Annotated in this window: 22 protein-coding genes and 2 pseudogenes; 9 read left to right on the top strand and 15 right to left on the bottom strand. The window is 63.5% G+C overall.

Annotated features, from left to right (window positions below):
* The first annotated feature begins 225 nt into the window (after positions 1 to 225).
* Both ITJ67_RS17390 and ITJ67_RS20365 read left to right on the top strand, forming a co-directional pair.
* Positions 226 to 423 carry a hypothetical protein gene (locus ITJ67_RS17390; RefSeq protein WP_194678484.1) on the top strand — a complete coding sequence of 66 codons (198 nt, stop codon included), beginning with the start codon at positions 226 to 228 and terminating at the stop codon, positions 421 to 423.
* A 200-nt stretch (positions 424 to 623) separates the two neighbouring features.
* Positions 624 to 761: pseudogene (locus ITJ67_RS20365) on the top strand (DNA polymerase V subunit UmuC); the annotation flags it as partial.
* Positions 762 to 775: 14 nt separating this feature from the next.
* Here the strand turns inward: ITJ67_RS20365 and ITJ67_RS17385 are convergent.
* From ITJ67_RS17385 to ITJ67_RS17370, 4 genes are all read right to left on the bottom strand, one after another.
* Positions 776 to 1,435, bottom strand: coding sequence for a response regulator (locus tag ITJ67_RS17385; protein WP_194678483.1), 660 nt, complete (start codon positions 1,433 to 1,435; stop codon positions 776 to 778).
* The gene (locus ITJ67_RS17380) at positions 1,426 to 2,655 is read right to left on the bottom strand and encodes a sensor histidine kinase (protein ID WP_194678482.1); all 1,230 of its coding nucleotides are present in this window, start codon (positions 2,653 to 2,655) and stop codon (positions 1,426 to 1,428) included. Before ITJ67_RS17380 ends, ITJ67_RS17385 begins: the two co-directional genes overlap by 10 nt.
* 1,073 nt (positions 2,656 to 3,728) lie before the next feature.
* The gene (locus ITJ67_RS17375; protein WP_194678481.1) at positions 3,729 to 4,085 is read right to left on the bottom strand and encodes a hypothetical protein; all 357 of its coding nucleotides are present in this window, start codon (positions 4,083 to 4,085) and stop codon (positions 3,729 to 3,731) included.
* A 2,158-nt stretch (positions 4,086 to 6,243) separates the two neighbouring features.
* Positions 6,244 to 6,534 carry a hypothetical protein gene (locus ITJ67_RS17370; protein WP_194678480.1) on the bottom strand — a complete coding sequence of 97 codons (291 nt, stop codon included), beginning with the start codon at positions 6,532 to 6,534 and terminating at the stop codon, positions 6,244 to 6,246.
* A gap of 943 nt (positions 6,535 to 7,477) precedes the next feature.
* Between ITJ67_RS17370 and ITJ67_RS20360 the strand changes: the two genes are divergently transcribed.
* Positions 7,478 to 8,146 carry a helix-turn-helix domain-containing protein gene (locus ITJ67_RS20360; RefSeq protein ID WP_194678479.1) on the top strand — a complete coding sequence of 223 codons (669 nt, stop codon included), beginning with the start codon at positions 7,478 to 7,480 and terminating at the stop codon, positions 8,144 to 8,146.
* Positions 8,147 to 10,584: 2,438 nt separating this feature from the next.
* On the opposite strand, the gene ITJ67_RS17360 is transcribed toward ITJ67_RS20360, so the two are convergent.
* Complete coding sequence (locus tag ITJ67_RS17360; RefSeq protein WP_194678478.1) at positions 10,585 to 10,761, bottom strand: hypothetical protein; 177 nt, start codon at positions 10,759 to 10,761, stop codon at positions 10,585 to 10,587.
* A 332-nt stretch (positions 10,762 to 11,093) separates the two neighbouring features.
* Between ITJ67_RS17360 and ITJ67_RS17355 the strand changes: the two genes are divergently transcribed.
* Positions 11,094 to 11,621 (top strand): hypothetical protein, encoded by a 528-nt coding sequence (locus ITJ67_RS17355; protein WP_194678477.1) that lies wholly within the window; start codon positions 11,094 to 11,096, stop codon positions 11,619 to 11,621.
* Positions 11,622 to 12,649: 1,028 nt separating this feature from the next.
* Here ITJ67_RS17355 and ITJ67_RS17350 read toward each other — a convergent pair.
* Both ITJ67_RS17350 and ITJ67_RS17345 read right to left on the bottom strand, forming a co-directional pair.
* Positions 12,650 to 12,907, bottom strand: coding sequence for a hypothetical protein (locus ITJ67_RS17350; protein ID WP_194678476.1), 258 nt, complete (start codon positions 12,905 to 12,907; stop codon positions 12,650 to 12,652).
* 81 nt (positions 12,908 to 12,988) lie between these two features.
* Positions 12,989 to 13,348, bottom strand: coding sequence for a hypothetical protein (locus ITJ67_RS17345; protein ID WP_194678475.1), 360 nt, complete (start codon positions 13,346 to 13,348; stop codon positions 12,989 to 12,991).
* A gap of 194 nt (positions 13,349 to 13,542) precedes the next feature.
* Between ITJ67_RS17345 and ITJ67_RS17340 the strand changes: the two genes are divergently transcribed.
* Positions 13,543 to 13,908, top strand: coding sequence for a hypothetical protein (locus ITJ67_RS17340; protein ID WP_194678474.1), 366 nt, complete (start codon positions 13,543 to 13,545; stop codon positions 13,906 to 13,908).
* A gap of 74 nt (positions 13,909 to 13,982) precedes the next feature.
* Here the strand turns inward: ITJ67_RS17340 and ITJ67_RS17335 are convergent, their stop codons facing one another.
* Together ITJ67_RS17335 and ITJ67_RS17330 are read right to left on the bottom strand one after the other, a co-directional pair.
* Positions 13,983 to 14,456 (bottom strand): hypothetical protein, encoded by a 474-nt coding sequence (locus ITJ67_RS17335; RefSeq protein WP_194678473.1) that lies wholly within the window; start codon positions 14,454 to 14,456, stop codon positions 13,983 to 13,985.
* 289 nt (positions 14,457 to 14,745) lie between these two features.
* On the bottom strand, positions 14,746 to 14,919 hold the full coding sequence (locus tag ITJ67_RS17330; RefSeq protein WP_194678472.1) for a hypothetical protein: 174 nt from the start codon (positions 14,917 to 14,919) through the stop codon (positions 14,746 to 14,748).
* 42 nt (positions 14,920 to 14,961) lie between these two features.
* Between ITJ67_RS17330 and ITJ67_RS17325 the strand changes: the two genes are divergently transcribed.
* Positions 14,962 to 15,357, top strand: a complete 396-nt coding sequence (locus ITJ67_RS17325; RefSeq protein WP_194678471.1) for a hypothetical protein — start codon at positions 14,962 to 14,964, stop codon at positions 15,355 to 15,357.
* Positions 15,358 to 15,587: 230 nt separating this feature from the next.
* Positions 15,588 to 16,412 carry a hypothetical protein gene (locus ITJ67_RS17320; RefSeq protein ID WP_194678470.1) on the top strand — a complete coding sequence of 275 codons (825 nt, stop codon included), beginning with the start codon at positions 15,588 to 15,590 and terminating at the stop codon, positions 16,410 to 16,412.
* 425 nt (positions 16,413 to 16,837) lie between these two features.
* Here the strand turns inward: ITJ67_RS17320 and ITJ67_RS17315 are convergent, their stop codons facing one another.
* Positions 16,838 to 17,314, bottom strand: a complete 477-nt coding sequence (locus ITJ67_RS17315; RefSeq protein WP_194678469.1) for a hypothetical protein — start codon at positions 17,312 to 17,314, stop codon at positions 16,838 to 16,840.
* Between the two features lie 296 nt (positions 17,315 to 17,610).
* Here ITJ67_RS17315 and ITJ67_RS20470 point away from each other — a divergent pair.
* Positions 17,611 to 17,757: pseudogene (locus ITJ67_RS20470) on the top strand (HIRAN domain-containing protein); the annotation flags it as partial.
* Between the two features lie 3 nt (positions 17,758 to 17,760).
* Positions 17,761 to 17,994 (top strand): hypothetical protein, encoded by a 234-nt coding sequence (locus tag ITJ67_RS17305; RefSeq protein WP_160071819.1) that lies wholly within the window; start codon positions 17,761 to 17,763, stop codon positions 17,992 to 17,994.
* On the opposite strand, the gene ITJ67_RS17300 is transcribed toward ITJ67_RS17305, so the two are convergent.
* The 5 genes from ITJ67_RS17300 to ITJ67_RS17280 form a co-directional block, all read right to left on the bottom strand.
* Complete coding sequence (locus ITJ67_RS17300) at positions 17,991 to 18,185, bottom strand: hypothetical protein (RefSeq protein ID WP_194678468.1); 195 nt, start codon at positions 18,183 to 18,185, stop codon at positions 17,991 to 17,993. The two genes, ITJ67_RS17305 and ITJ67_RS17300, sit on opposite strands and share 4 nt — an antisense overlap.
* Positions 18,186 to 18,518: 333 nt before the next feature.
* Positions 18,519 to 19,877: an FAD-dependent oxidoreductase gene (locus ITJ67_RS17295; protein WP_194678467.1), complete on the bottom strand. Its 1,359-nt coding sequence runs from the start codon at positions 19,875 to 19,877 to the stop codon at positions 18,519 to 18,521.
* A complete protein-coding gene (locus tag ITJ67_RS17290; RefSeq protein ID WP_416362333.1) occupies positions 19,874 to 20,080 on the bottom strand; it encodes a ferredoxin in 207 nt (68 codons plus the stop codon). Before ITJ67_RS17290 ends, ITJ67_RS17295 begins: the two co-directional genes overlap by 4 nt.
* 461 nt (positions 20,081 to 20,541) lie before the next feature.
* Positions 20,542 to 20,859, bottom strand: a complete 318-nt coding sequence (locus ITJ67_RS17285; RefSeq protein ID WP_194678466.1) for a transcriptional regulator — start codon at positions 20,857 to 20,859, stop codon at positions 20,542 to 20,544.
* The gene (locus ITJ67_RS17280) at positions 20,856 to 21,290 is read right to left on the bottom strand and encodes a hypothetical protein (protein WP_194678465.1); all 435 of its coding nucleotides are present in this window, start codon (positions 21,288 to 21,290) and stop codon (positions 20,856 to 20,858) included. The genes ITJ67_RS17285 and ITJ67_RS17280 overlap by 4 nt, the downstream gene beginning before the upstream one ends.
* Between the last annotated feature and the right edge of the window lie 63 nt (positions 21,291 to 21,353).

The following is a 21,353-nucleotide window of genomic DNA, read 5'->3' as shown; positions in this document are numbered from 1 at the left end:
CGAGTTTCAAGTGGGTCGGTGGGGAACCGAGACAGAACACCCGCAGCCGACGGTCGTGTAAGTCTGCTGAACGCAACTGAGCTTTGCCTTGAGCGAAGCGCAGCTGAATGAGCGGGCCCCTCATGCAAGTTCACGCTCCCGAATCGACGCCTGCGCAGGTCAGGCATCGACACGTGCACTGGCACCGGTTCGGAGTCCCGTGCACACAGATTAGGACCAACCCACGTGCCGCAGCTCACCGCGAAAGCTCCCGTCGAACATGCGGTGACATCCACTGATTATGAACGCGACACGCTCGAGCGATTCGCCTCGTCCTCGGCTCTGCCGCGTGAAATCGATGTTGGGTTCTCGACGGAGGTGGCCTTCTCGCTGAGGACCATCGCTCCGGTGCTGAAATCGACGGGGACGCAGACGGTCCAGTAGTTGTCATCGAAGCGGGTGGCGTCGTTTCTGGATCCGGTGGTCCAGTTGGCGGTGTAGTTGACGACGGTCTTGTCTGCAGGCCGAGAATCTGGTGTTTCCGGACATCACGGTGCCGGAGCTTGGGGGCCTGACGATCTGGGGCGTGGTGACCGAGTGTCTCCACAACGTCTCACGTCCGAGCCCGGGTCGCTGAGCAACGGATCGCGCTGGTCGACGTGGACTCTTGCTACGCCTCGTGCGAGCACACCTTCGACATGAGACTGCACAGGCGCCCGGACGTGGTGCTCTCCAACAACGATGGCTGCGTAGTCGCGGGCTCGTCGGAGGCGAACGCATTGGCCGAGTTGCGCCGCTAGGGACCATCGGTTCGGGCTTCGAAGATGGTGCGGGCAATGTCGACGCGATTTTTCGCCCCGAGCTTGGCGAAGAGTGCGCTGATGTGTGTTTTGACGGTGTTCACGCTGACGTGGAGGGCTTGAGCGATCTGTTGGTTTGTCCGCCCCTCCGCGATGCCGAGAGCGACATCGCGTTCCCGATCGGTGAGCGTGGCGACGAGGCGGTAAGCGCGCGAGACTCTTGCGTGTGGCTCCGCGGTGACTCTGCTAATGAGTCGTGCGGTGGCCGCGGGCGAGAGGACGGGGTCTCCCGCGATGGTCTTGTGGATCGCCGTGATGATGTCAGCAGGCCGAGTGTCTTTGAGCAGAAATCCGTTGGCTCCTGCACGGAGCGCTTCCATGACGAACTCATCAGAGTCGAAGGTCGTCATGATGAGGACGCGCGTGGTGTCGCCACGTTCGCGGAGGGTGCGGGTGACGGAAATTCCGTCGACACGGGGCATGCGAATGTCGAGGAGGACGAGGTCGGGGTGCTCACTGTCCACTAGCATGAGCGCGTCGTCGCCATCTGAAGCTTCCCCGACGACCATGATCTGGTCGGATTCGATGATGGTCCTCAACCCTGACCGAACGAACGGGTCGTCGTCCACGATGACGACTCGCGCGATCAGCTCCACGGCAGCGTCACCTCTACAACAAACTCGCCAGATTCCTGTCGGATGGCCAGGGTGCCGCCCGCGAGGTGTGCGCGTTCGGTGAGGCCGACGAGGCCAAGCCCTGACGTGCCGCTACTCGGCAGGCTCTCACGGTGACGTCTATTGCGGCACGTGATGATGAGAGCGTCGCCAGTGTGTTCCAGCTGCAAGTGGACGGGCTCACCAGCGGCGTGCTTGCGAGCATTGGTCAGCGCTTCTTGCACGATTCGGTATCCAGTACGAGAAGTCGAGTCGCTCAACCCAGCAGTGCGGGGCTGCCCGTACGCGAACTCGAGACCTGAGTAGTCGACCGTGACAGTAACACCCGCTGCCCGAGCTTCAGTGAGAAGGATCGGCAGGTGTTGCAAGGTCGGTTGAGGGCCATGCGGGTCGTCCTCGTTCGTATCGCGAAGCACACCAAGAAGCTCTCGAAGTTCGGAAAGCGCGAGTGCGGTGCTTTCTTGAATAATCTCTGCGGCCTCCGTGATCCTTGCGTTGGGGAGATCGTCGCGGTACGTGAGGGCTCCAGCGTGCATGGAGACGATCGAGATGCGGTGCGCGAGCACGTCATGCATCTCACGGGCGATACGCAGCCGTTCTGCTTCTCGAGCGGCCTGGACATCGCGTTCGCGTTCGCGTTCGACGCTCTCCGCCCGTTCGCGCAGGATCGTTATGGTCTCGGCCCGTGCCCGCCGGTATCGACCAATCGCCCAGAGAACCGCGAAGAGAAAGGCTCCCAGGAGCATCATGGTGAGCATTTCCGTCGGACTCGTCTTCGCTCCGATTGCCGGGAGAACGAGGGAGCCATTCGCGAGGATTGCGAGTAGCCACACCGCACCGGAGAGAGCGATCGCCGCCCTGGTTCCGACGATCGCGAGGTACACGACTGCGACGACTGCGGCTCCAATCGCCGAGGCCGACACTACTAGCGTTGACGATACGACGAGCGCGACGGCGAGCGGGGCACGGTGTCGAAAAGGCAGCGATGCGACGGCCATGACACCAAGAACGACATCGAGGATCATCAACACGCCGGTGAGGCCGATCGTGTCCTCACTTGCGCTGTCAGGCATCGCTTGAATGTGCAAACCCCACACGAAGAGCCAGAGCAGCGCTCCGGTCGGGATCACAACAGCGTACAGCCACATCGCACGGAGCGGACTCGAGGACGAAGCACGTAAGGAATGTGAAGAATCGTTCATGCTTCAATCGTACTGACGTGCAGCTATCTCTCCATGACCCTTATGGCCAGCGTATCGGACCGAAAGGATGACCCAAAATGGCCCGAAATACGATGCGTCGAGCCACGGCCTGTCGCCATTATTCAGGACGCGCGATCACCGCGTGGAACGCCTCGAAAGTGACTCCCTGCGGCCGCGTTCTCCGGGATATTTCATTCAGGGCACCGAATGGGAGTGTCACTGGATTCGCGGGGCGAGGACGCAGGCAAGATTTCCATGCTGGATCCGGCACATTGACTGGCTGACGGACGAGTCCGTACCCGCCCGCAACCGGCACGCGCCGGTCGATCGTGCCGCGAGTCGAACCGCGGCAACGGAACGACCGGTGGCTGACCGTTCGAGCTTGTGCAGGCGCCACCGGACACGCGGATTGGGTACACGAAGGCCGCGCAAACTCATGGATTAACGTTTGCGCGGCCTTCGCCACTCATGCGCAGTAGCTGCCTACTGAACTTGGGCGAGCTATCCCCATGACTCGACCCAATCCTGCACGAACAGGTCCAACCCTAGAGCGCACCGCCGGCATTGAGTCTTCTGGAGCGCATTTTGTCGACTTTTCGCCCAAAATGTCACCGACCAACCTCCATGCAGCCAGGAGGTGCCTTGAACTGGACTCCAGCGAACGTGGGATTCCCTCACCCAGGCGTTCGCCCTCGTATGGGAATCGTCCTCCCTCACTCAGCGCGATCGAGGAGACACTGCCCCACCCGGACGACGTGGAGCGTGCCCCATAGAAGGCCGTGTCGCCACCGTTTTCGAGTCTGCGGCGAGCAGAAAAGCTGAGTTGGTGACGATCGGAATTCCTACGGCCGCCATCGCTCGCTGAGCTCCGTTTGCCCATCGCAATCGTGAGCACAGCGCGGAGCTCTGACAAACCTGCACTCGGCGTCTCTGGCTTCGACTCGTCACGCTGCCCGCCTGACGCCCGTTTCTTGTTGGCCCGGCGCGCGGCGAGGCACCCATCGACCAACTCTGCGACACAACGGCGCGTGAAAGTCGACAATCTGGCCTCACTGAACTGGACAAGTTCTCCGCTAGCTAGCGTAACGAGGAAGGTAACCGTCGGCCCGCGACGAGCGCCGTGAATGTGAGACCAGGATGCCCGACAACCACCCACAATCGACACGACGCCAGGTACTGAAGGCTTCAGCCTGGTCGAGTCCGGTGATTTTGATGGCCGTTAACGCTCCCTTCGCGGCCGCCTCACCGGGACGATGCACCACGATGCCGTGGACAAGCACGACGAGGTCCGGTGACATCAGGACTGGCTCAGCAGCGACGTCGAGCGCCAGCTCAGCGACGATCACTGTGTCGCGTTCGACGATCAGCGGAGCGCCGCAAAATCCCGTCGCGATCAACGGAAATTTCGCCCCGCTGAATGTGTCAAACACCGGTGCGGGCCCCGTTGGGGCACTTCGCCTCTGGCAGCAGTCCACGGTCGCTGGTGCGCAAGCCCGCCAGCGTCTCTCGTTCGCATCGACGCGACCGTTGAAACAGGTCAAATTCCTGGTCTACGATTTTTCGCGGACGCCAACCTACTCGGACGCGCTCGGAACCACTGGATTCGAAGCAATGACCGTGACTCGGCTGAACACCACCTCTCCCCCCGTCATCGGGGCAGGATCTGTAGCCTCCCCTTGGACTCGCAGCGCGGTATGGACTACGGAAGAGTCGAGCACTGTCGAGGTCACCTTGAGCAGCTCATCTTCCGTCGTGACTTCCTTCACGTTGGAATACTCAAACGCAGTACCCAATCCCCCCGCTGGGGCTAACAGCCAGCAGTGGATCTCACTCTCAGGCATCGAGTTCTGCTTCTAGACGGCCTTTTCCAAGAGACGATAATGCCCTCGGCGTTGGCCTTCGCCGACCCCGACGGAGTCGCTGAGGTCCGCGATCATTGTCCCGAGGTGTCTCTCGTCAGCGCGGGCGCTCGACTGCTCTCTCTGAAGCAACAGGTGGCAAACGCTCCGCGCGTGAACCGCCCGCCAGACCTGGTGCCAGGCCCGTGGTGCGACGGCAGCCGTGCTGAACCCTGAGCATCTCCAGAACCGCACCAAGAGCGAAGTCTGGGGGGGGGGACTCGGCGGTCCGCTTCAGTGGGCCAGGCATCGCGAATCTCATGAATAGATATCACCGTCGCGAGGGTTTCGCTCACTAAGCGCGACACGTAGCCTTCAACGTGACTTCCGTCGGCCAGGACGCCCGATTCCTGTGGAAGCGGGAGCCGAAAACAGCGAAAGACCCCCGTGATGTGCTGTCCTGAGACTGCATCTTCACGGAGATCTCCGCTGCCCTCTTTGGCCTGAGCGCGCCGCCGCGCGGTTCCTCGAGCGTTCCGGACGCCGCAGCAGGGAACAGAACCGTTCCCTATAGCCGACTGGGCCGCCGCATCAGGTCTCGCCTAAATCCACGAGATGCGGATGCGACCCTGGGCGCTCGGCTGCGAAGTCGTGGCGCTGGATACTGGTCCAACCGTCATGCTGGACACACTCACTCCGGCACCTCCGGTGAAGGAGGAACCCGAGCCGCCGCCAGCGGAGAAGACGTGACCGAGTGCCGGGTTCGGATTGTAGGAGACGTAGCCACCTCCGCCACCACCGCCACCGGCGTATCCGCCACCGCCGCCACCGGTAATACCCTCGAGCGAACTGATGGGACCGATTTTCACTCCGCGCCCTCCGTCGCCACCACCGTTCGCGCCGGTGCCGAAGTCGCCACCGTTTCCGCCCCGAACTTCACCCGAAGCAGTGAACGATGCCGGGAAGGAGTTGTATCCGATCCCCACCCCTCCGTTTCCGAAGAGCCTGCTCTGGCCACGGACTCCAGGTTGCCCGCCCGCAACGTTCACAAAGGTCGTGAGATTGGCGCCGCCGAAGTTGGCGACCCGGCCGTTGCCGTTGGAGGGGGCAGGGCCTGCGTCTCCGGTTCCATAGCGAACCCCATTCTGAGGAGCCGTGGCGATCGTGAGGGAGTCGGTCAGCCATCCGGGCAGTGAACCGGTCGGTCGCGTGGAGTTGGACGTGCCACCCGCGCCGGCCCCACCCGCGACGACGTACGGGGTCGATCCGATGAGAATTGCGCTCCCGCCGCCCCCGCCAGCTCCGCGTCGAGCGCTGGCTGGGCTAGAACCACCGTTACCGAAACCTGCTCCCCCAACGCCTCCGGCATCCGAGGTGGTTCCGCCCGCCCCTACGATCAGGCGAAGTGTGACTCCCCTGGCAGGAAGAGTGAAGGTCCCTGTAATCGCAGCGCCCCTGCCCTGAAATGCACCACCACCGATGACCTCGAAGGTCACCTGTGATGCGCAGTCGGGGAGCGTGAGCGTGTGGTTGCCTGGTGCGTACACCTGGTCGCCCGCGCTTGCACAAGAGGCGGAAGCCATCGGTGCTGTAGCTGTCATTGCGATGACCGGAATACTCCAAGCGGCTCCTGCGGCGAGGGTACGTCGAGAGAGGTTCGGGCTTGGTTGGGGTTCTTCTGGAACGTGCACGTGTTACTTCCTCAAGGTTCTTGATCGTGGTTTGTCATCGGCGCTGTTGAGGGTCGAGGTCAGTGCTCGTCGTAGTGCCCCGCATGCAGTGCATGCCGGTGCCCGTCGTGGAGGTAGTCGACGTGGTCCCCGTGAACCTGTGCCGCGTGACCGCACTCTTCACCGTGCGCATGGTCGGCCGGGCCGTGTTCGGCGATGCTCTCGTGCTCGTCGTAGTGGTCCTCGTGGAGAGCGTGTCTGTGCTGTCCATGAAGGAAGTCCACGTGGTCCCCGTGCTGAACCTGCTGGTGGCCGCACTCGTCGCCATGGGTATGCTCCTGCACAGTGTGCTCGGCGTGCTGTTCGTTCATGTCGTCTCCTTGGTCGTAATGAGTTTTGACTCCGTCGGAATCCCGATGCGATACAGACCGGTGACGGCACAGGGCCTCGGGGGCAGGGGCAGAACGATTTCGTTCCAACCCATGGCTGGATCTGATCCACGACCAGATTTGCGCTGGTGATGTTCGGCACTAGCGAAGGCAGTCAGTCGGACGATTACTGGGCAGAATGCTGGAGTGTGCGAGACGGGGCGCAGGCGCAGTCAGCACGGTGATCGGCGGACTTCTCAGTTACTGGAGCTTCGAAGCCTGCTGCACCTGGTGTCCTGATCGTCGCGGCAATAGTCGGCGTGTTCCATGCGGATCTTTCACCTGAAACCCGCCGCGCGAGCGCATCCCCTTCCGAGGGGAAGAGAGCTGGCCCAAGGTCCTCTCGTTCCACATCCCAGCCAGTCGACGGATCATCCCGACGCCCTGGTTGTTCGCTCATACTTCGACCTCCACATCACCATCGCTCGCATGGCCTCGTGCATCCATCCGGCCAATGGCGAGTCTCACTCGAAATGAGCTTCAGCGTGTCCGTTTCCGCCAAAATGAACTCAATGAGCCGCCTTTTCGCTATGCGTTGACCCAATAACATATTGGCGTGATAGGACTACTCGTCTATAGAAACGAGAGTTGGAGCCAACGTGATTCGCAAGTGACCAGCCATCGCAGCCCGGCACTCCCTCCTTTCCCCTTGGGGACCGAGCGTGGCATCGACGTGGACGGGAACGATGCGATCGAGATCGGGGCTCGTCTCGGGTGGCACGTTCATCGGCGGGCCGGTCGTCCGCGCATAGCTGGAGACTGGCTGGTTGCGGAGGACCATTACATAGCACGGGTGTTTTTCACTACAGGCGTACTGTCGAACACTTGGAGTCGGGTGCCAGACGGGCGGGTTCGCGTGAGCTACTTTTTGGAAGGCCGCGGAACCGTGAGCGTCAACGACGGGCCGCCGTTGCCGTTCGAACCTGGGTCCATGATCATGAGTGACACTTCGATGTCAATGACGATGGAATCCACCGAATCGGTTGCCGGCCTATACTTCGGAAGTACCTGGAACCGCTTTCTGGGCCTTGGACCAACCAGCGGCATCGTCGGAAGACCATTCGGGGTAGATCAAGGCTTTGCCCGAGTGTTCAGCGGCCTTCTGAACTCGACGCTCTCCAGCGGCGTCGGTCCGCAGGACAAGGCCATGCCGCCGCTCTTCAGGGCAGTGGACTCGGTAGTTGAATCCTGTGTAATCGCCGAGACGGGGTGGGCGATCCTGGATACCACTTCCCGTATCCGACAACTCCATGACGCGGCGTCACGCTACATCGCGCTGCACTTCTATGACGCCAGCTTGGATGTGAGTGCGATCGCCAGGAAACTCGGCGTCTCGAAAAAGCACCTGCAAGCTGCCTTTCGAGCGGCGGGCGACACGCCGAGTGTCGCTTTGAGGCGCGCTCGGCTTGCAAGAGCTAATGCCTTGATGAGTGAGCAGAAGGACCTGACCGTCCGAGACTTACGTCGTATCGCCGAGGCCTCGGGTTTCACCGGAACCTTGCAGCTTCGACGAGCCATAGAGGCTGCTTCGAGGGTTGAGCCCCAGGAAGGTTGATCTGCTGCTCACCACGCCGGGAGCGAGGACTGCTGAAGCGCCCGGGCCCACTGGAGGTCGAGGCGTGTGCGTCACGGCGGGCCCACCAGGTGCACCCAGGGCTTTCGAAAGCGAATCCCTGCCAGGGGTGAGCGCTGCAGCACGAGTCGGTGTCGCAACGGATCGCTCGTCGCCCGCCGTCCCTACTCCACATGGGGTCTTCCATCCGTCAACAGACGGTGGGGTGGAGACGACGAAGAGCGCACGCCGGTTGAGAACAGTCGAGGCAATTGACGTGTACGGCGTCTATCCCAGTGATGTGCACCTAATCTGCCGAGCCTTGTCTTCGCGCTCCGGGAATTGTGAGCTCGACTGTCACGCAGCGCTGGCCGGAGGAATGGGGACTCGACCTGCGAGCAAGCGCATCGACCTCCAGCGCTTCACGTTCTCGAGTTAGCAGGTCCAGGTCAGGACGATACGGCCGGGCCTGCGCACATCTGACAAGTTGCCGCCGTTATTGGCCAAGTTCGAGCTGGATACTGTGACAGTTGCGGCCGCGTAATTTGATGCACCTCCGCCCGCCCCTCCGATAGTCAGCCCGGAGCGCTCGTTCCACCGCGTACCCGTGACGCCACCACTCCCGCCCCCGAAGTAGCCGCCGCCTCCGGCTGCGCTTGCTATCGACACGGCAGGGAATGTGCCTGCTGCGGGAAGGAGGAGCGAAACACCGTTGGAGCCGTCTCGGCCCGTACCGGTGAGGCCGGGAAGTGCTTGACGGAACGTCGGAGTCGGAGTAGCGCTAGCGCTGAGTGTTGCCGCACCCCCGCTGCCGCCGACGGTCGATCCCCCGAATCCACCGTCAGCGCTGTCCGAATCTCCGGAACTGAACGTTATTCGCTGTGTGGCGCCCTTGCTGGCACCGTTTCCACCCGTACCACCACTCGAGGTGGGATTGGGAGCCGAGCTGGGGACGAGGTGGGTGTGTGTCGAGGCGCCCCCACCCCCGCCGCCAGAGACGACGAGCGCTGTAGCGCCGGAGAGGATGGCGCTGCCGCCGCCTCCGGATCCCGCGGGAAGCGCGATACTTGCGCCGGGGGTGGCCGCTGAGGATCCGCCGTTTCCGTATCCCCGGCCCCCTGTGTACGTCGCCGTGCTCACGTTGCTGGGTCCGATACCGCCCTGTCCCACGATGAGGTTGAGCGTTTGACCAGGTGAGACGCGAAGCGTTCCCCGCATGCTGGTGGATGAGCCACCCTCGGTTGCCCCGACGACTACGTTTGGGCCCCGGAAACCTCCTCCACCACCGCCTTCAACGATGAAGGACAGTGTGCGTACTCCTTGGGGGACGACGAAGGACGTTTCGAGTGCCGCGTTGTTTACCGACCCTGTCCCCACTGGGATGAACGTTCGAGACCCGCTGCTCAGGCAGCTAGCTGACGCGAACGGTGCTGTTGCGGCGTAGGCGATGACCGGCACGCCCCAGGCCGCACCGACCAAGAGTGCACGGCGTTTGCTGGGTTCGTTGGTTCGATGTACATGGTTGTCGGTCATGAATTCGCTTCCCTGGGTCGGTAGCGTGGAAATCTCGTCTACCGCCCTATCTCGATGACACGATGTCCGTTGAGCGCGCACCGTCCGCGTCTTCCGAAAACACGGTCGCGCGTGTCCTTGAACGTGCTTCCTGCCTGTTGATCGGGGCAGTTCTCGGGCCGCATTGGTGGTTTTTCGCGCCATCTTGTCGCCACCGAATACACCGCCCGCCATGAAGGGTCATCCTGCAGTCGGTCGCCAGCTACCCCAGGCGATGAGTTCATCCAACAGGGAGTCTCTGACGTTCGTGATCGTCCACCAGGGAGCTGTTGACGTGCACTTCGGCACGTCCTGGCCGCGTTCGCCCTGCGGCCGCCGCCCATCACTCCCCCGATGCGGGCCGCATCCCAAATTGCTGAGGTCAATGACAACGCACCTTCGGACAGCGGCATGACGGACCTGACCAGACACAGATCGGAACGTCTGCAACTACGATCAGGTTGGATGAGGGCCGCGCGAAGAGGTATTCCCCGATCCGCACGGCCCTCGGCAATCGTGTCGGCTCGACATTCCCACCAAGCCGCGGGCATCCCCCGATGACCGTCCTTGCAGAACACGACCAGTCATCACTGTAGGGACGGGAGTATTCCTGTCGGCCTTCGGTGCCTGAAATGGTGGTTTTTCTGACCTAATTGTCATGACAGCGACGAGGCAGCGGCCTGTCCGCTCGTCCTTCACAGTCTCGAAGGCTGGGGCCGGGCTGCGCCTGGACTCATCCTGGCTCAGCGTCTCCTCGGAGTACGCGCACCTGCAGGTCCATCCGCGCGGTGTGCGTGTCGTAGAGGCCGAAGTCGCAGTGGTGGGCCATGGCCGCGAGCGTGCGATTCCTGCGGCGGATCTTGTCGACGTGCTTGTCAGCGACGAGAGGGCTATGACCCTCGCGCCGTCCATAGTCCTTGCTGCCTCCCGTGGCGGCGAAGCGCCCAGTCGGGGAGCGTGAAGTCGTTGGGCCCGGTGTACACCACAGGCGGGATGCCTTGGCCGGCCGCTTCGACGTTCGCCGAGGAGAGGCACGCGACGACGCCGACCAGAGCGAGTCCTTGCACTGTGGCATGCTCCGTAGCGACTCCGCGTACCTCAGTCCCCGTGCGGAGGTTGTGATGACGCGGTCTGGCGAGAGTCCGCCAAGCGCAGCGACTGCGACGACCACGCCCGACTACAGGACCTCTCAGAGTGCAAGGAACGGCGTTGACACTGCTGCTGCATTTCTGTCGGCGTGGCCTCGGCTACGCGTGGCTTTTGAGGAGGCGCACTTCATATGGGTTGTTCGTGTACTTTTCCTGGACGCGAACCACAAGGCATCCTTGTCCCGTTAGTTTGCGTCGAGGGACGGATTCAAAACCAAGGGGGGAGAAGAATGAATTTTCGCAGGACATGCATGTCTGTTCTGGTTGGAGGGACCCTCGTCATCGGATCAGTGGCGACCGCCGGACCTGCGTTCGCCGATTCCTCGACGACCACCCCTGCCAGCGCTGCGGACGCAGTCGTCGAAACAGAGGCCGTAAGCAGTGACACCGTCCGCTTCACGTCTGACACCCACCGGTTCGCGGCCAACTCCAACGGAGAGATGACCGCTGTTGAAATTCCCTCTAGAGCAATTGAAGAGCTCCCGTCGCTCGCAACAGACCGCGATGGCAATTCGGTATCGCTCGCGTACAAAGTCCAGGAGGACGGTTCCGTGCTGGTCACCAGCGTCTTGACTGACACAATTAGGCATTCAACAGTGAGTTTGAGGTCAGGGATTGGCAGTGACGCGAAGTGCTGGCTCGGAATCGTCGGTGCCGGCGCTGGCGGCGCTCTGGCTGGCGCAGCCGCGGGTTCAGTGGTTCCTGGCCTTGGGACTATCGGCGGGGCCATTGCCGGCGGCATCGCCGGAAACGCTGCGGGAACCGCCGCTGCCTGCTAAATCTATGACCTACAAGGGAGATCCATGTCGTCACAGGAGTCAGGTGCATTCACTACAAAACGCGCCGTAGCCGCGTATCTCGCAGGCGGAGTGTTCTTGACCATCCTTCTCCTCCTGCTTGGAGTCGAAGGACAGTGGCTCCTCGTCTTCGCAGTTCCGTACTTCACGATCGGCTGCGTGTTGATCGCACGATTGAGAGCGAACTTCAACGGCCAAACACCCCTAGACGCGCGCAACCACGAGAAACGGGCTTCACACAATGGAGCAGAAGATTTTAACCCAGGACGGCCAACCGCTAAGGACTAACTAGCTCTGGTTGCCCCCTTGTGTCGCTGGTCGTGTTCTTCGGCCAGCGACACAACACCCCGGTCCTGAGTCGCTAACTTGTCTGAGCGTCGCCTCGGAGGTCGCGCGGGATGAGCACACAGCTGGCCGCGGCGTCGCGGGCCTACGAGAGTGCCGAGCACAATCACATCGGCCCGATCGGTTGCCGCCACGACAGGTCTTCGAGGCGACGATCATGAACCTCCTCGAGGGCTGTGGGCAGACTTCACAGAAGTGGCGTTCGGGTTTGTGCCGTCCGGGCCGCCACGGGATGATGCGACCCGGTCCTCGGTGGCCGCTCGGCCCGCAGACGCGCGGGCAGGTGTCCTGCACCTGCTAGTACCAGTGCCCTTCCGACGCCACTCGGACGGCGTCGAGCTCTTCGGAGGTCGTTGGACGACCTCATGCTCGCACACCACATCGGCGGTGATCCACGCCTAGGACTCTGGAGTAGCACCATGGATGCCTACAGGGCGGTAGTGATGCCAGCCACGGCGAGGTACCCGCCGGTGGCTGCTGACTTGACGCGCCGGATTCCCTCGTGTGCGTCCTCGCAACGACGGCTCGCTTGGCTCTTGAAGTCCAGCCCTTCGTCAGTGTTGGCCCAGTTCTCGATCAGGTCGGTTTCGCTGGAATGCGGACCTCGGCGAGTTTTGCCGTGAGGTGAGCCTCGAAGCCCGCATCGCCACCGGCGCGGTCATTAGCTATCTCCGCTTCGAGGGCCATTTTCCGACCGGCTTCGTAGCTGATGCCTGCACCTCCGGGCCGCGGCGGGCGGCGAGGTTCGCTCGGACATCGCCGACCATGTCCTCGAGCTGCTCGCTTGGCATCGTCGCGAACGCCGGGACCGGCGAGAGCTCCGACGACTTCGACTCGCGCAGCTCCAGCTCCTGGACGAGTTCGGCTTCGGTGCGCTCGAGCGTCTCGTTATCCATCAGTGCGTACGGGGTCGGTGCCATCATGGTGGTCCTCCAGGTGTCGGGCCCGCGGGTGTCGTGCGGAGCTTCTGGAACCTATGCGGGCACCGATCCCGGTCCAGTCCGTCAGAGCGTCAGCATCTTCGTCCGAGGAGTTTGCGCAAGGGCGGCGCCTGCGGATCCGTCGGCGAAGGACAGCGAGACTTCCACATCTGGCGTCAGCTGGATCTCCGCCAGGTGCATCCCGTCCGCGAGGTGCTCGCAGAGGCCATAGAGGTCCCGGTGCAGCTCGGACTCGTCCAGGAGGACGTGCACGACGATGCCGCTCCGCCCCTGGTCTCCGAGGCTGTAGAGCTGTCGGAACTGGCCCGTCAGCAGGCGTCCTTCGTGGAGGGACTGGATGGTGCCGCCGAGGTGTTTCGGCATGCGCTCGTCCGCTCGAATGGCGGCGGGGTTGGACGTGGTGCTGAGGTCAAGTTCGCTCATGCCTGGCTATGCGGGCCGGCGCCACGCCATCGATACGGGGATCGTGCGCCTCCTCTTCGACGACCTCGTGTCCACCCAATATGCCCAGCTCTACGTCCGGACGAATCCGCAGTCGATCGACCTCGATCTTGCGTTCCGGGGGGGGGCAAACGAACGGGCTCTGTGGGGCCGGGGACGCTGGCCAGCTCTTCCTCGTGACCGGAACGCACACGGGTTCGATCCGTGTTCGCATCAGCGTCTGGGACGAAGCACCTGACTTCGGGAACTGGGAAGAGATCGTGGAGGTGTCCTTCACCCCGCACGGTGTCGCCGGCCTCTGGCCGTGGGGCGAGAACCCCGTCGTTGAATTCGAGCTACCTACGCCGAGCTATGGCGTGCGATGGAACTGCCAGGCGATGGACGACCTGGCTGCGGGCCCCAACATCGGGTTCGGCACCGCGTCTCCGGACAGCCACGAGCTGACACTGTGGCCTGCGGGAGCCGCGCCCGATGCGTTCAGTCGGCAATCGTCAGTTCAGGCGGCCTACTGGAACCGCGAGGGCTTCCAAGCACAGTCCTGAATTAGTGCTGAAGCCGAGGGTCACAGTCTGGCTCAACGTCGGTATGCGGCGTCCGCTTTCCCCTGGGCTGGTCGTCAGTCGGAGTGCGCAGCGTAGAACTCTTCGGCCGGTATCCACGGGTTCTTCGTGAACCGATCGTCGGAGCTGCAGTGTCGACCTGCACCCCAGACAGCCACCGGGTTGTCCTCGTCATCGAAGACGCATACCACCCAGAGAGATGAGCCTCCAATCGCGGCCGGCTCCGACGCCCCGATCTCCTCCAGGCGCTCAATCTGCTCAGGCGAGGCAGGGGCACCGAGTCGGACGTCCACGATTACCGCGAGTGGTTCCCCACTGACGCGAAACTCCTGGGCATCAGGAATCATCGCGGCGAGCAGCAGGACTTGCCCTCTCATGCCGACCGAGTCCAGCCCTCGCGGAGCGATCCAACCGACCACGAGGGCGAGCGCCACAGCCACGCCGAAGAGCAGGCCGCACGTGACGAGCAACTGCAGCCAGAGGGGTGTCGCCCGACAATTCTCAAGCTGGTTGGCTTCGCTCTGAGTCATCGGCACCTCTCCGCAATCCTGAAGATGCCAATCTGCACCACCGGGCGCAGTTCGTGCCTCGACTCGGCGAAACCGTGACGAGGTCGTGATTCCGACTCCGGGCGTGACGGAATCGTTGCCGACGGGCAATCGAGGCAGTCCACGGAGTTCACCGCACGATCCAGCCACCTCCAACGGCTTGAGGCGGTCGAGCGAGCTCAGGCGGAGATCATCTAGGCCCCTCTCGTCGTCGAAACCGCAGTTCCAGCGGAGCCCGCGGTGGAGTGCATGGACACTTCCCTGCTACTCCCTAGTTGCGGCCGACCAGGTAGTCCCCGTCGACGACGTGCTCGGCGACCTTGCGAAGGTCGGCGGGTAGCTCTGATTCGAGGACTTGCACGTGCACGAAGACGCCCGCGCAGCTGCCCGTGCCGAGGCTGTGCAGCTGGCGAAACTCACCTGTCAGGAGTCTTCCCCGGTGCACGAGTTGCTTCCCGGTCGGCGACCGACACCCGCATAGCCCGGCATGAACACTCCCTGCAGCATCATCAACTGCCCTCAGGATTTCGCCTGGCATGCCCTCGCGTTCCGTGAGTTCCAGGACGAGCACGGCAAGCCACCGGTTCAGCGTCGCGCGCCCGGTGTCGGCCCGCACGAGTTCCATGTCGGCCAGTGGTGGCGAGGCGTCCTCGATCTCATCCGCACCAGCGACCCCGACTCGCTCTCCGACGAGCTGCTGACCGCCGTCGCCGACTTGGCCGCCAACCGGCGCATGCCCAGTGCGGGCACCGGTAGTCCGCAACGCTTCGCACGGGCCCAGTGCGTCATCGACTTCGCGGCAGAGTTCGGGAAGCTCCCCCGCACCTTTGGCGTGGACCAGGACCCCGAGCGCCGCGCCGGGCAGACCCTCAACACACTCTGAGTTCGCGCACGCGGCAGCCGCAGCACCAACAACCGCCCCATCGACGAAGAAGCGCTGGAGCTGCTCGCCGAGTGGCGCGGCCCCCTGGCCGACGCTCCCCGCCGGGACACCCGCGCGACCGTGCGGATGCTCGTCGCCGGGTAACGCCGCACACAGTCCCGGCACAAGCACCCGGGAGGCCTTCCAACGGCTACCTCCGCACCCCACCCACCACCGAAGGACGATGACCCATGACGATCAGCAACGACGCAGCCGCCCGCCGCGAAGCCTCCCGAGGCAACGGCACCACCGGCGGCCAGTTCGGAAACCAGCAGCACACAGCCCCCAACCCGGGACAGCTCGCCGTTGCTCCCCCGGCATCCACGCGAGCCGCAGAACATCGGTACGAGGCTGCGATGGATCAGCTGCGCGCGCTCGACAACCTCGGCGAGATCGCGGATCCCGCGCGGAATGCTGAGCTAACGCGCGAGGCGATTGCCGCGGCGGCCGCCGTGCACTACCCGACCGCGGACCGGGTCGCGCTCACCTACGACAATGACGGAGGCAGCTACTCCCAATTCGACCGGATCATGGACGCCAACGGCGACATCAGCGCGCAAGGCCCCGAGTACGACATCGTCGAGGACAGCATCGAGTTCAACGCCAAGATCGCCGACGCCACCAGCTACCAGGGCATCCCGCTCGAGGGCACGTACGACCTGTCGTGGCCGCCCAGCGAATACGACGACCGGAGGACGTTGCCGACGCGGGAGCAGGTCCGGCGCTTTGCCGCGAACCGGGGGCGAGCTGCGCGAGTCCGGGAGGCCGAGGACGCTGAGACCCGGGCCATGGCGGGCCGGCTCGTCAAGGATGCCCTGCCGACGGCCGCTCGAATCCACTTCTACGAGGACGGGTTCGTCCGTAGCGTCGAGGACTCCTCCGGCGCCGAGATCTGGGACGACAAGTCGGCGGAATTGGAGGGCGACGTCGACCGACGGATGGTTGACGCTAACTCGCTCCTGCGGACGTTCGAGTCTGATGGCCGCGAGGAGGAACGGGAGCCGATGGCGCTCTAGGTTCACGTTCGCAAGACGCCCGCCACGGTCACCCGTGGCGGGCGTCTTGCTGTGCCCCACCAGCACCCCGAATCTGATTCCCGAAGGACCGCAAAGGACCGCTCGGAACCAGGCGAACCGTGCCGGTGAAATGCCGGTGGACCTATGCTGGAGACCATGAAACACCGTGGATATCCGCAAACACAGGATGGACCTCGAGCCCGCGTCTCCCCAGTAAATGACTGGGAACAGGACCGGTTGGTTGCGGACGTTCACGGTGAACTCAGTCCTTCACACGGAAGAGGTCGTGGGTTCGAGTCCCGCATCACCCACTAGAGAAAGCCCCGATCTGACGCGTAAACGTCGGATCGGGGCTTTCGTCTTGCTCGGGAAGTTGGCGCAGAGTTGGCGCAAACCTGTTTCGGTGCCGGCTCGCGAGGCCTGAACTAAGACACGTCGGCCGCTTCGTAAACGTCGACACAGGCGCCGAGGAGTGCAGTGGCATCCGGGCCCACCGACGTCGTGATCGTCGTGTTCACGCCTGTGTCGTAGATCTGCTGCAGCGCGTGGATTGGCTCGTGATACGCGACGAGTGCTGTCCTGAGTTCGGGAGACGCCCACCCCTCGAAGCGGAGCAACTTCTCGTCCAAAACTGCGAGCTTGAGGGGATCGATCCCTCCCCCGCTGGGGTCATCGGTGATGGACTCGACCATGGCGTCACTCTCGAGAGCGACTTCGCCGGAAGCAGGGATCATCAGCTCGTAGATCTCAACATCCGTGAGCGGTTCAACCGTCGGTGTCGGCGTCGGTGTCGGCTGGGCTGACGCCGAGGGAGCAGTCGCGTCGCTGGTATCGGCGGCGCAGCCGGTGAGGGCCAGGGCAAGTGCAGCCGCGGCGACGATGGGGAAGATCCTCCTGCGCATGCGCGAATCTTACGGTCGACCACGGACATATGGTGCCCCGGTGTGGTGCCAGAGAAGGCCAGCACTGGCATGATCAGCCCACGACGCATCAGGCAGGTGTCCACCGAACGGACCGCGACTCGATCTACCTGCACTCTTCACGTTGGGATGAGCTCCTCAAGTCCGTGGATGCACTCCGAGTCGGGCCGCACGGAGGCGAGCGGTGGCTCTACGAGGTCACTACGAGGAAGCTCGTCAACATGGGGTGCCGGAACTTGCTCGCTTTGGAGCTTTGAACTGCACAACTTCGGGGCCTCAAGTACTACCAAGAGCGTCGCGCTGACACACGGCCGGGCCGAATCGCGACTCTCGTGCGCGAGCCAGACAATGAGCACGACTCCTTCGCGGTAGCTGTCTTCGCTGACGCCGTGAAAGTTGGGTATCTGCCCAAGATGATGGCGTGACGAGTGGCCAAGCAACTCGACGTGGGCATCGTCTTGCATGCGATTTTCATTGCTGGCGCGCGTTCAGCAGTGGAAGCCGGTCGCGTACGCGTGATTGCCGCGAAGCGCGAAACTCTCGAGTTGCTGCAAAGTACTCCCCCACGAGCGCAACTGACAACCTCGATGGCTACTCAAAAGCACGTGCCGGAACCTGAGGGAGATTTCTGGTCCCGCGTCAAGCGCGCGTTCTTAGGCTAGAACGGCGTCAGTCTGTCGGTGGCCTGTGCGAGCATCCACGGCATGAACGAGCCAGCCATCAAGGTCACTGCCGAAGTCGCCCTCGAGTCGCTGGCGTTGCGCTGAGAGACGGTCCGGGAGCGGGTCGACTCGCAGTGGACGAAACGCATCGTCTGCTGGCGTCCGGTGGCGACGAGGCCCGTCGACGGCATGACCTGGTTTCTCTGGGGGTGGCTCTCCCCCGCTGCGGGACGTCGACGTCGAACTCGTCCCGGCGCCGGACACAGTCGACGGCGACCGTCTGATGCTTCGGGCGTATCCCACCAGCCAGACGAGTCGACCCAGTCGATTCTGCTCGGAGTGGAGCAGAAGGCGATCGCAGCTTGGTATGGCGGCGGCCCGCACGCCCTCAACCGAGGCTCCGTTCGACGCTGTGTGCCCCACGCGGCGTCCGAGATGGTGCCGTAGTGATCCCGACACCGGCGGGGTGCGTGCGGAACGCCCCCTTGGGTCCATCGCGAACTGCAGTCGGCACGGGTATGCGGTCACCGGAGGCCTTCCATCGTCTGGTCCCGCTGCGCATGCGTGAGCATCTCCGCGCGGTTGACGATTTTCGTCCGCTCGCGCCCGCGTTCAGCACCGGCCGCACGCTCGGCAGCATTGATGCGCAGCCAGCCGTCGAGGTCGACCGCGTGAGCAAGATGCGCGGTCGGATCGTCTTCGCGCGGGGCATGCTCGACAATGGCGAGATCGTCGATGAGGTGGCGGACGGTCTGCCCCGCGTCGGACTTCGTCGCGCCGATGAGTCCGACTGGTCCGCGCTTGATCCAGCCCGTCGCATACAGCCGCGGGATCGGGACACCTTCGGAATCCACGACGCGGCCCTCGACGTGCGGGACCACGCCCTGGGTGGTATCGAACGGCACGCCTGGCACGGGAGTTGCACGGTATCCCACCGCACGATAGACCGCACCAACGTCGTACCGCAGTAGCTCGCCGGTGCCGACCATGCGGCCAAGTTCATCGGATGCGGTGCGCTCCATCTCGATGCCGGTCACTCGTTCGGTGCCGAGTACCCGCACGGGCCGCTGCCGCAGGTGCAGGTGGATGCGGCGAGAGGCGGTGCGCTCCGAAGGATCGCGCGCACCCCACTCAGTGAGCGTGCGCACGATAATGCGGCGCTGCGAGAACTGGGCAATCATCCGTTCGGCGTGATCGTCCAGGGCGAGTTCCTCAGGGTCCACGATCACGTCGACGTCGTCCTGCTCGGCGAGTTCGCGCAGTTCCATCGCGGAGAAGCGAACATCTGCAGGACCGCGCCGAGCGAACAGGTGCACGTCGCGCAGCGGGCTGGCGGCGAGCGGCTCGAGGACGGAATCGGGTGTGTCGGTGTCTGTGAGCGCCGAGGCGTGCTTGGCGAGAATCCGGGCAACGTCGAGCGCGACGTTACCCGCGCCGAGCACGGCAACCGACTCCGCTTCGAGCGGCCAGGTGCGTGACACGTCGGGATGCCCGTCGTACCAGGCCACGAAGTCGGCGGCGCCGAACGATCCGGGCAGGTTGATGCCGGGAATGTCGAGGCTGACATCGAGGTCGGCGCCGGTTGCCACGATCACGCCGTTGTACGCCGCACGGAGTTCGTCGATCTCCATGTCGACTCCGATCTCGACGTTGCAGCGGAGGCGGATGCGCGGGTTCACGAGCACATCATGGAGGGCATCGACGATCTTGCGGATGCGCGGATGATCGGGAGCGACGCCGTACCGGACCAGGCCGTAAGGCGTAGGCAGCTTTTCGAACAGGTCGATCGAGGCTGACGGTGCAAGTCGGAGGAGGATGTCGGCAGCGTAGATACCAGCCGGCCCAGCCCCGACGATGGCGATCCGCGGTTCGATAGCGGTCATGAGTCTTCCTCCTGAGGTGCGAGTGCCGCGATGACCGGCTGGTCTAGAGCGACCATCTCGGCCTTGGCGGCACATATTCCTGAACCGAATTCGTCGAACGACTCGACGTTGGCCTTGTAGCCGTCCTGCAATTCATCGGGCAGGACGTTGTCGGAGGAGATGCCCCAGACGGGATATTCATCGATGATCGCCGTGTCCTTCACGTCGACGCGATCACGTACGTCATCGCAGGGTCATAATTCGGGTCACGATGTCCTCGCTCGTCTCGACGGGCCACGCCGGGGCCACTCCACGACCGTAAAACCTCAACTGGACTTGAGGTCAAATCCAGGAGACGGGCAGGCAGCCGATGAACCGTCATAGACCAGAGGAGTCGGTGGCGACCGGCGAGATACCCCGAAGCGCGTGAGTTGCCGCATCCGCCCAGCACTTTCCGGGACCCGCGGCTTTATCGCCTCTACCCGCACGTCAGGCAATTAGTGTCGCTATACCCGGTGCATGCCTGCCACCCACGCCCATCACTGATTATCGGGTCGCCGACTGGCATGGCGGCTCAACTACGAATCGGCGCTCAGCTCAGCTCAGCCCCGCTCGGCCGATCAGGGCAGTAGGCATCTGCATCCGCGGCGCCGCCGACGTCCAGCCTCAAGCAGAGAAAGGTCCTTCACCCTCGAGCTGATCGGACGATTTCTTCAAGGCGCCGTAGGTAGGCGTCGAAGGACTCCCGTCCGGTACCGGTGAGTGCAATGCGCCGGGCTCGCCTATCGGCAGGGCTGTTCGTGACGGCGACGACCCCGGCTTCAGTCAGAGCGGACACATGCTTCGACAACGCCGATTTGCTTACCCCGACGAGGCCGAGGAGCACGGAAAAATCGATGTAATCCGCTGGGGCAAGGGCAGCAAGGATCGCCAACCGCACCGGCTCATGCAGCAGCGGGTCAAGACGGAGAGCTGCAGCATCTCCCGCTGGCACGTCGCTCATCGCCTCTTCCTGGATTCCACCACCGTGGAGGCGCTCGCGAGGCGCTGCAGGCCAGCTCGGCAGAAGACAAGGATCACGATCACGGCAGCGAGAGCACCGATCGTGTTCGGGGCAATCCATCCCGCCGCACGTACCGGAAACTGCACGGCGATGTATGCCGCGAGAGCCAGGGCGGCGCCGCCCCAGACCAGCCACGCACCGCGCCTGTCGGTCCACGTCAGCCGCGGCCGAATCGACCGGATCGACAACAATCCCACCGCGGCCAGCACAACGAGTCCCGATAGATAGATCATGTCAAGATCGAGCACTGCCCCGATGAGCAACGCGGCGACAGACACAAGGAGGGACGTGACCCATGCGCCCTTCTTGGATGACAGACGATTGACTCGATGTACCTCAGCGAGGCGGGCTGCAGCTTCATTGCTATCCATGGTTCCCTCCATCGTTTTGTTTCCTTACTGGAAACTAACATTTAGTTTCCCGATGGGCAACCA

It is taken from the genome of Pseudoclavibacter sp. VKM Ac-2867 (assembly GCF_015351275.1).
Classification (GTDB): domain Bacteria; phylum Actinomycetota; class Actinomycetes; order Actinomycetales; family Microbacteriaceae; genus Pseudoclavibacter.
This window is presented reverse-complemented; position numbering and strand designations above follow the sequence as displayed.

Excerpts from the sequence above, each read along its gene's own strand:
- ITJ67_RS17295 (WP_194678467.1), bottom strand. The coding sequence starts at position 19,877 with ATGACCGCTATCGAACCGCGGATCGCCATCGTCGGGGCTGGGCCGGCT.
- ITJ67_RS17315 (WP_194678469.1), bottom strand. The coding sequence starts at position 17,314 with ATGCGCAGGAGGATCTTCCCCATCGTCGCCGCGGCTGCACTTGCCCTG.
- ITJ67_RS17285 (WP_194678466.1), bottom strand. The coding sequence starts at position 20,859 with ATGAGCGACGTGCCAGCGGGAGATGCTGCAGCTCTCCGTCTTGACCCG.
- ITJ67_RS17280 (WP_194678465.1), bottom strand. The coding sequence starts at position 21,290 with ATGGATAGCAATGAAGCTGCAGCCCGCCTCGCTGAGGTACATCGAGTC.
- ITJ67_RS17320 (WP_194678470.1), top strand. The coding sequence starts at position 15,588 with ATGACGATCAGCAACGACGCAGCCGCCCGCCGCGAAGCCTCCCGAGGC.
- ITJ67_RS17350 (WP_194678476.1), bottom strand. The coding sequence starts at position 12,907 with ATGATGGCACCGACCCCGTACGCACTGATGGATAACGAGACGCTCGAG.
- ITJ67_RS17380 (WP_194678482.1), bottom strand. The coding sequence starts at position 2,655 with ATGAACGATTCTTCACATTCCTTACGTGCTTCGTCCTCGAGTCCGCTC.
- ITJ67_RS17325 (WP_194678471.1), top strand. The coding sequence starts at position 14,962 with ATGAACACTCCCTGCAGCATCATCAACTGCCCTCAGGATTTCGCCTGG.
- ITJ67_RS17300 (WP_194678468.1), bottom strand. The coding sequence starts at position 18,185 with ATGCCGTCGACGGGCCTCGTCGCCACCGGACGCCAGCAGACGATGCGT.
- ITJ67_RS17370 (WP_194678480.1), bottom strand. The coding sequence starts at position 6,534 with ATGAACGAACAGCACGCCGAGCACACTGTGCAGGAGCATACCCATGGC.
- ITJ67_RS17345 (WP_194678475.1), bottom strand. The coding sequence starts at position 13,348 with ATGAGCGAACTTGACCTCAGCACCACGTCCAACCCCGCCGCCATTCGA.
- ITJ67_RS17355 (WP_194678477.1), top strand. The coding sequence starts at position 11,094 with ATGTCTGTTCTGGTTGGAGGGACCCTCGTCATCGGATCAGTGGCGACC.
- ITJ67_RS17335 (WP_194678473.1), bottom strand. The coding sequence starts at position 14,456 with ATGACTCAGAGCGAAGCCAACCAGCTTGAGAATTGTCGGGCGACACCC.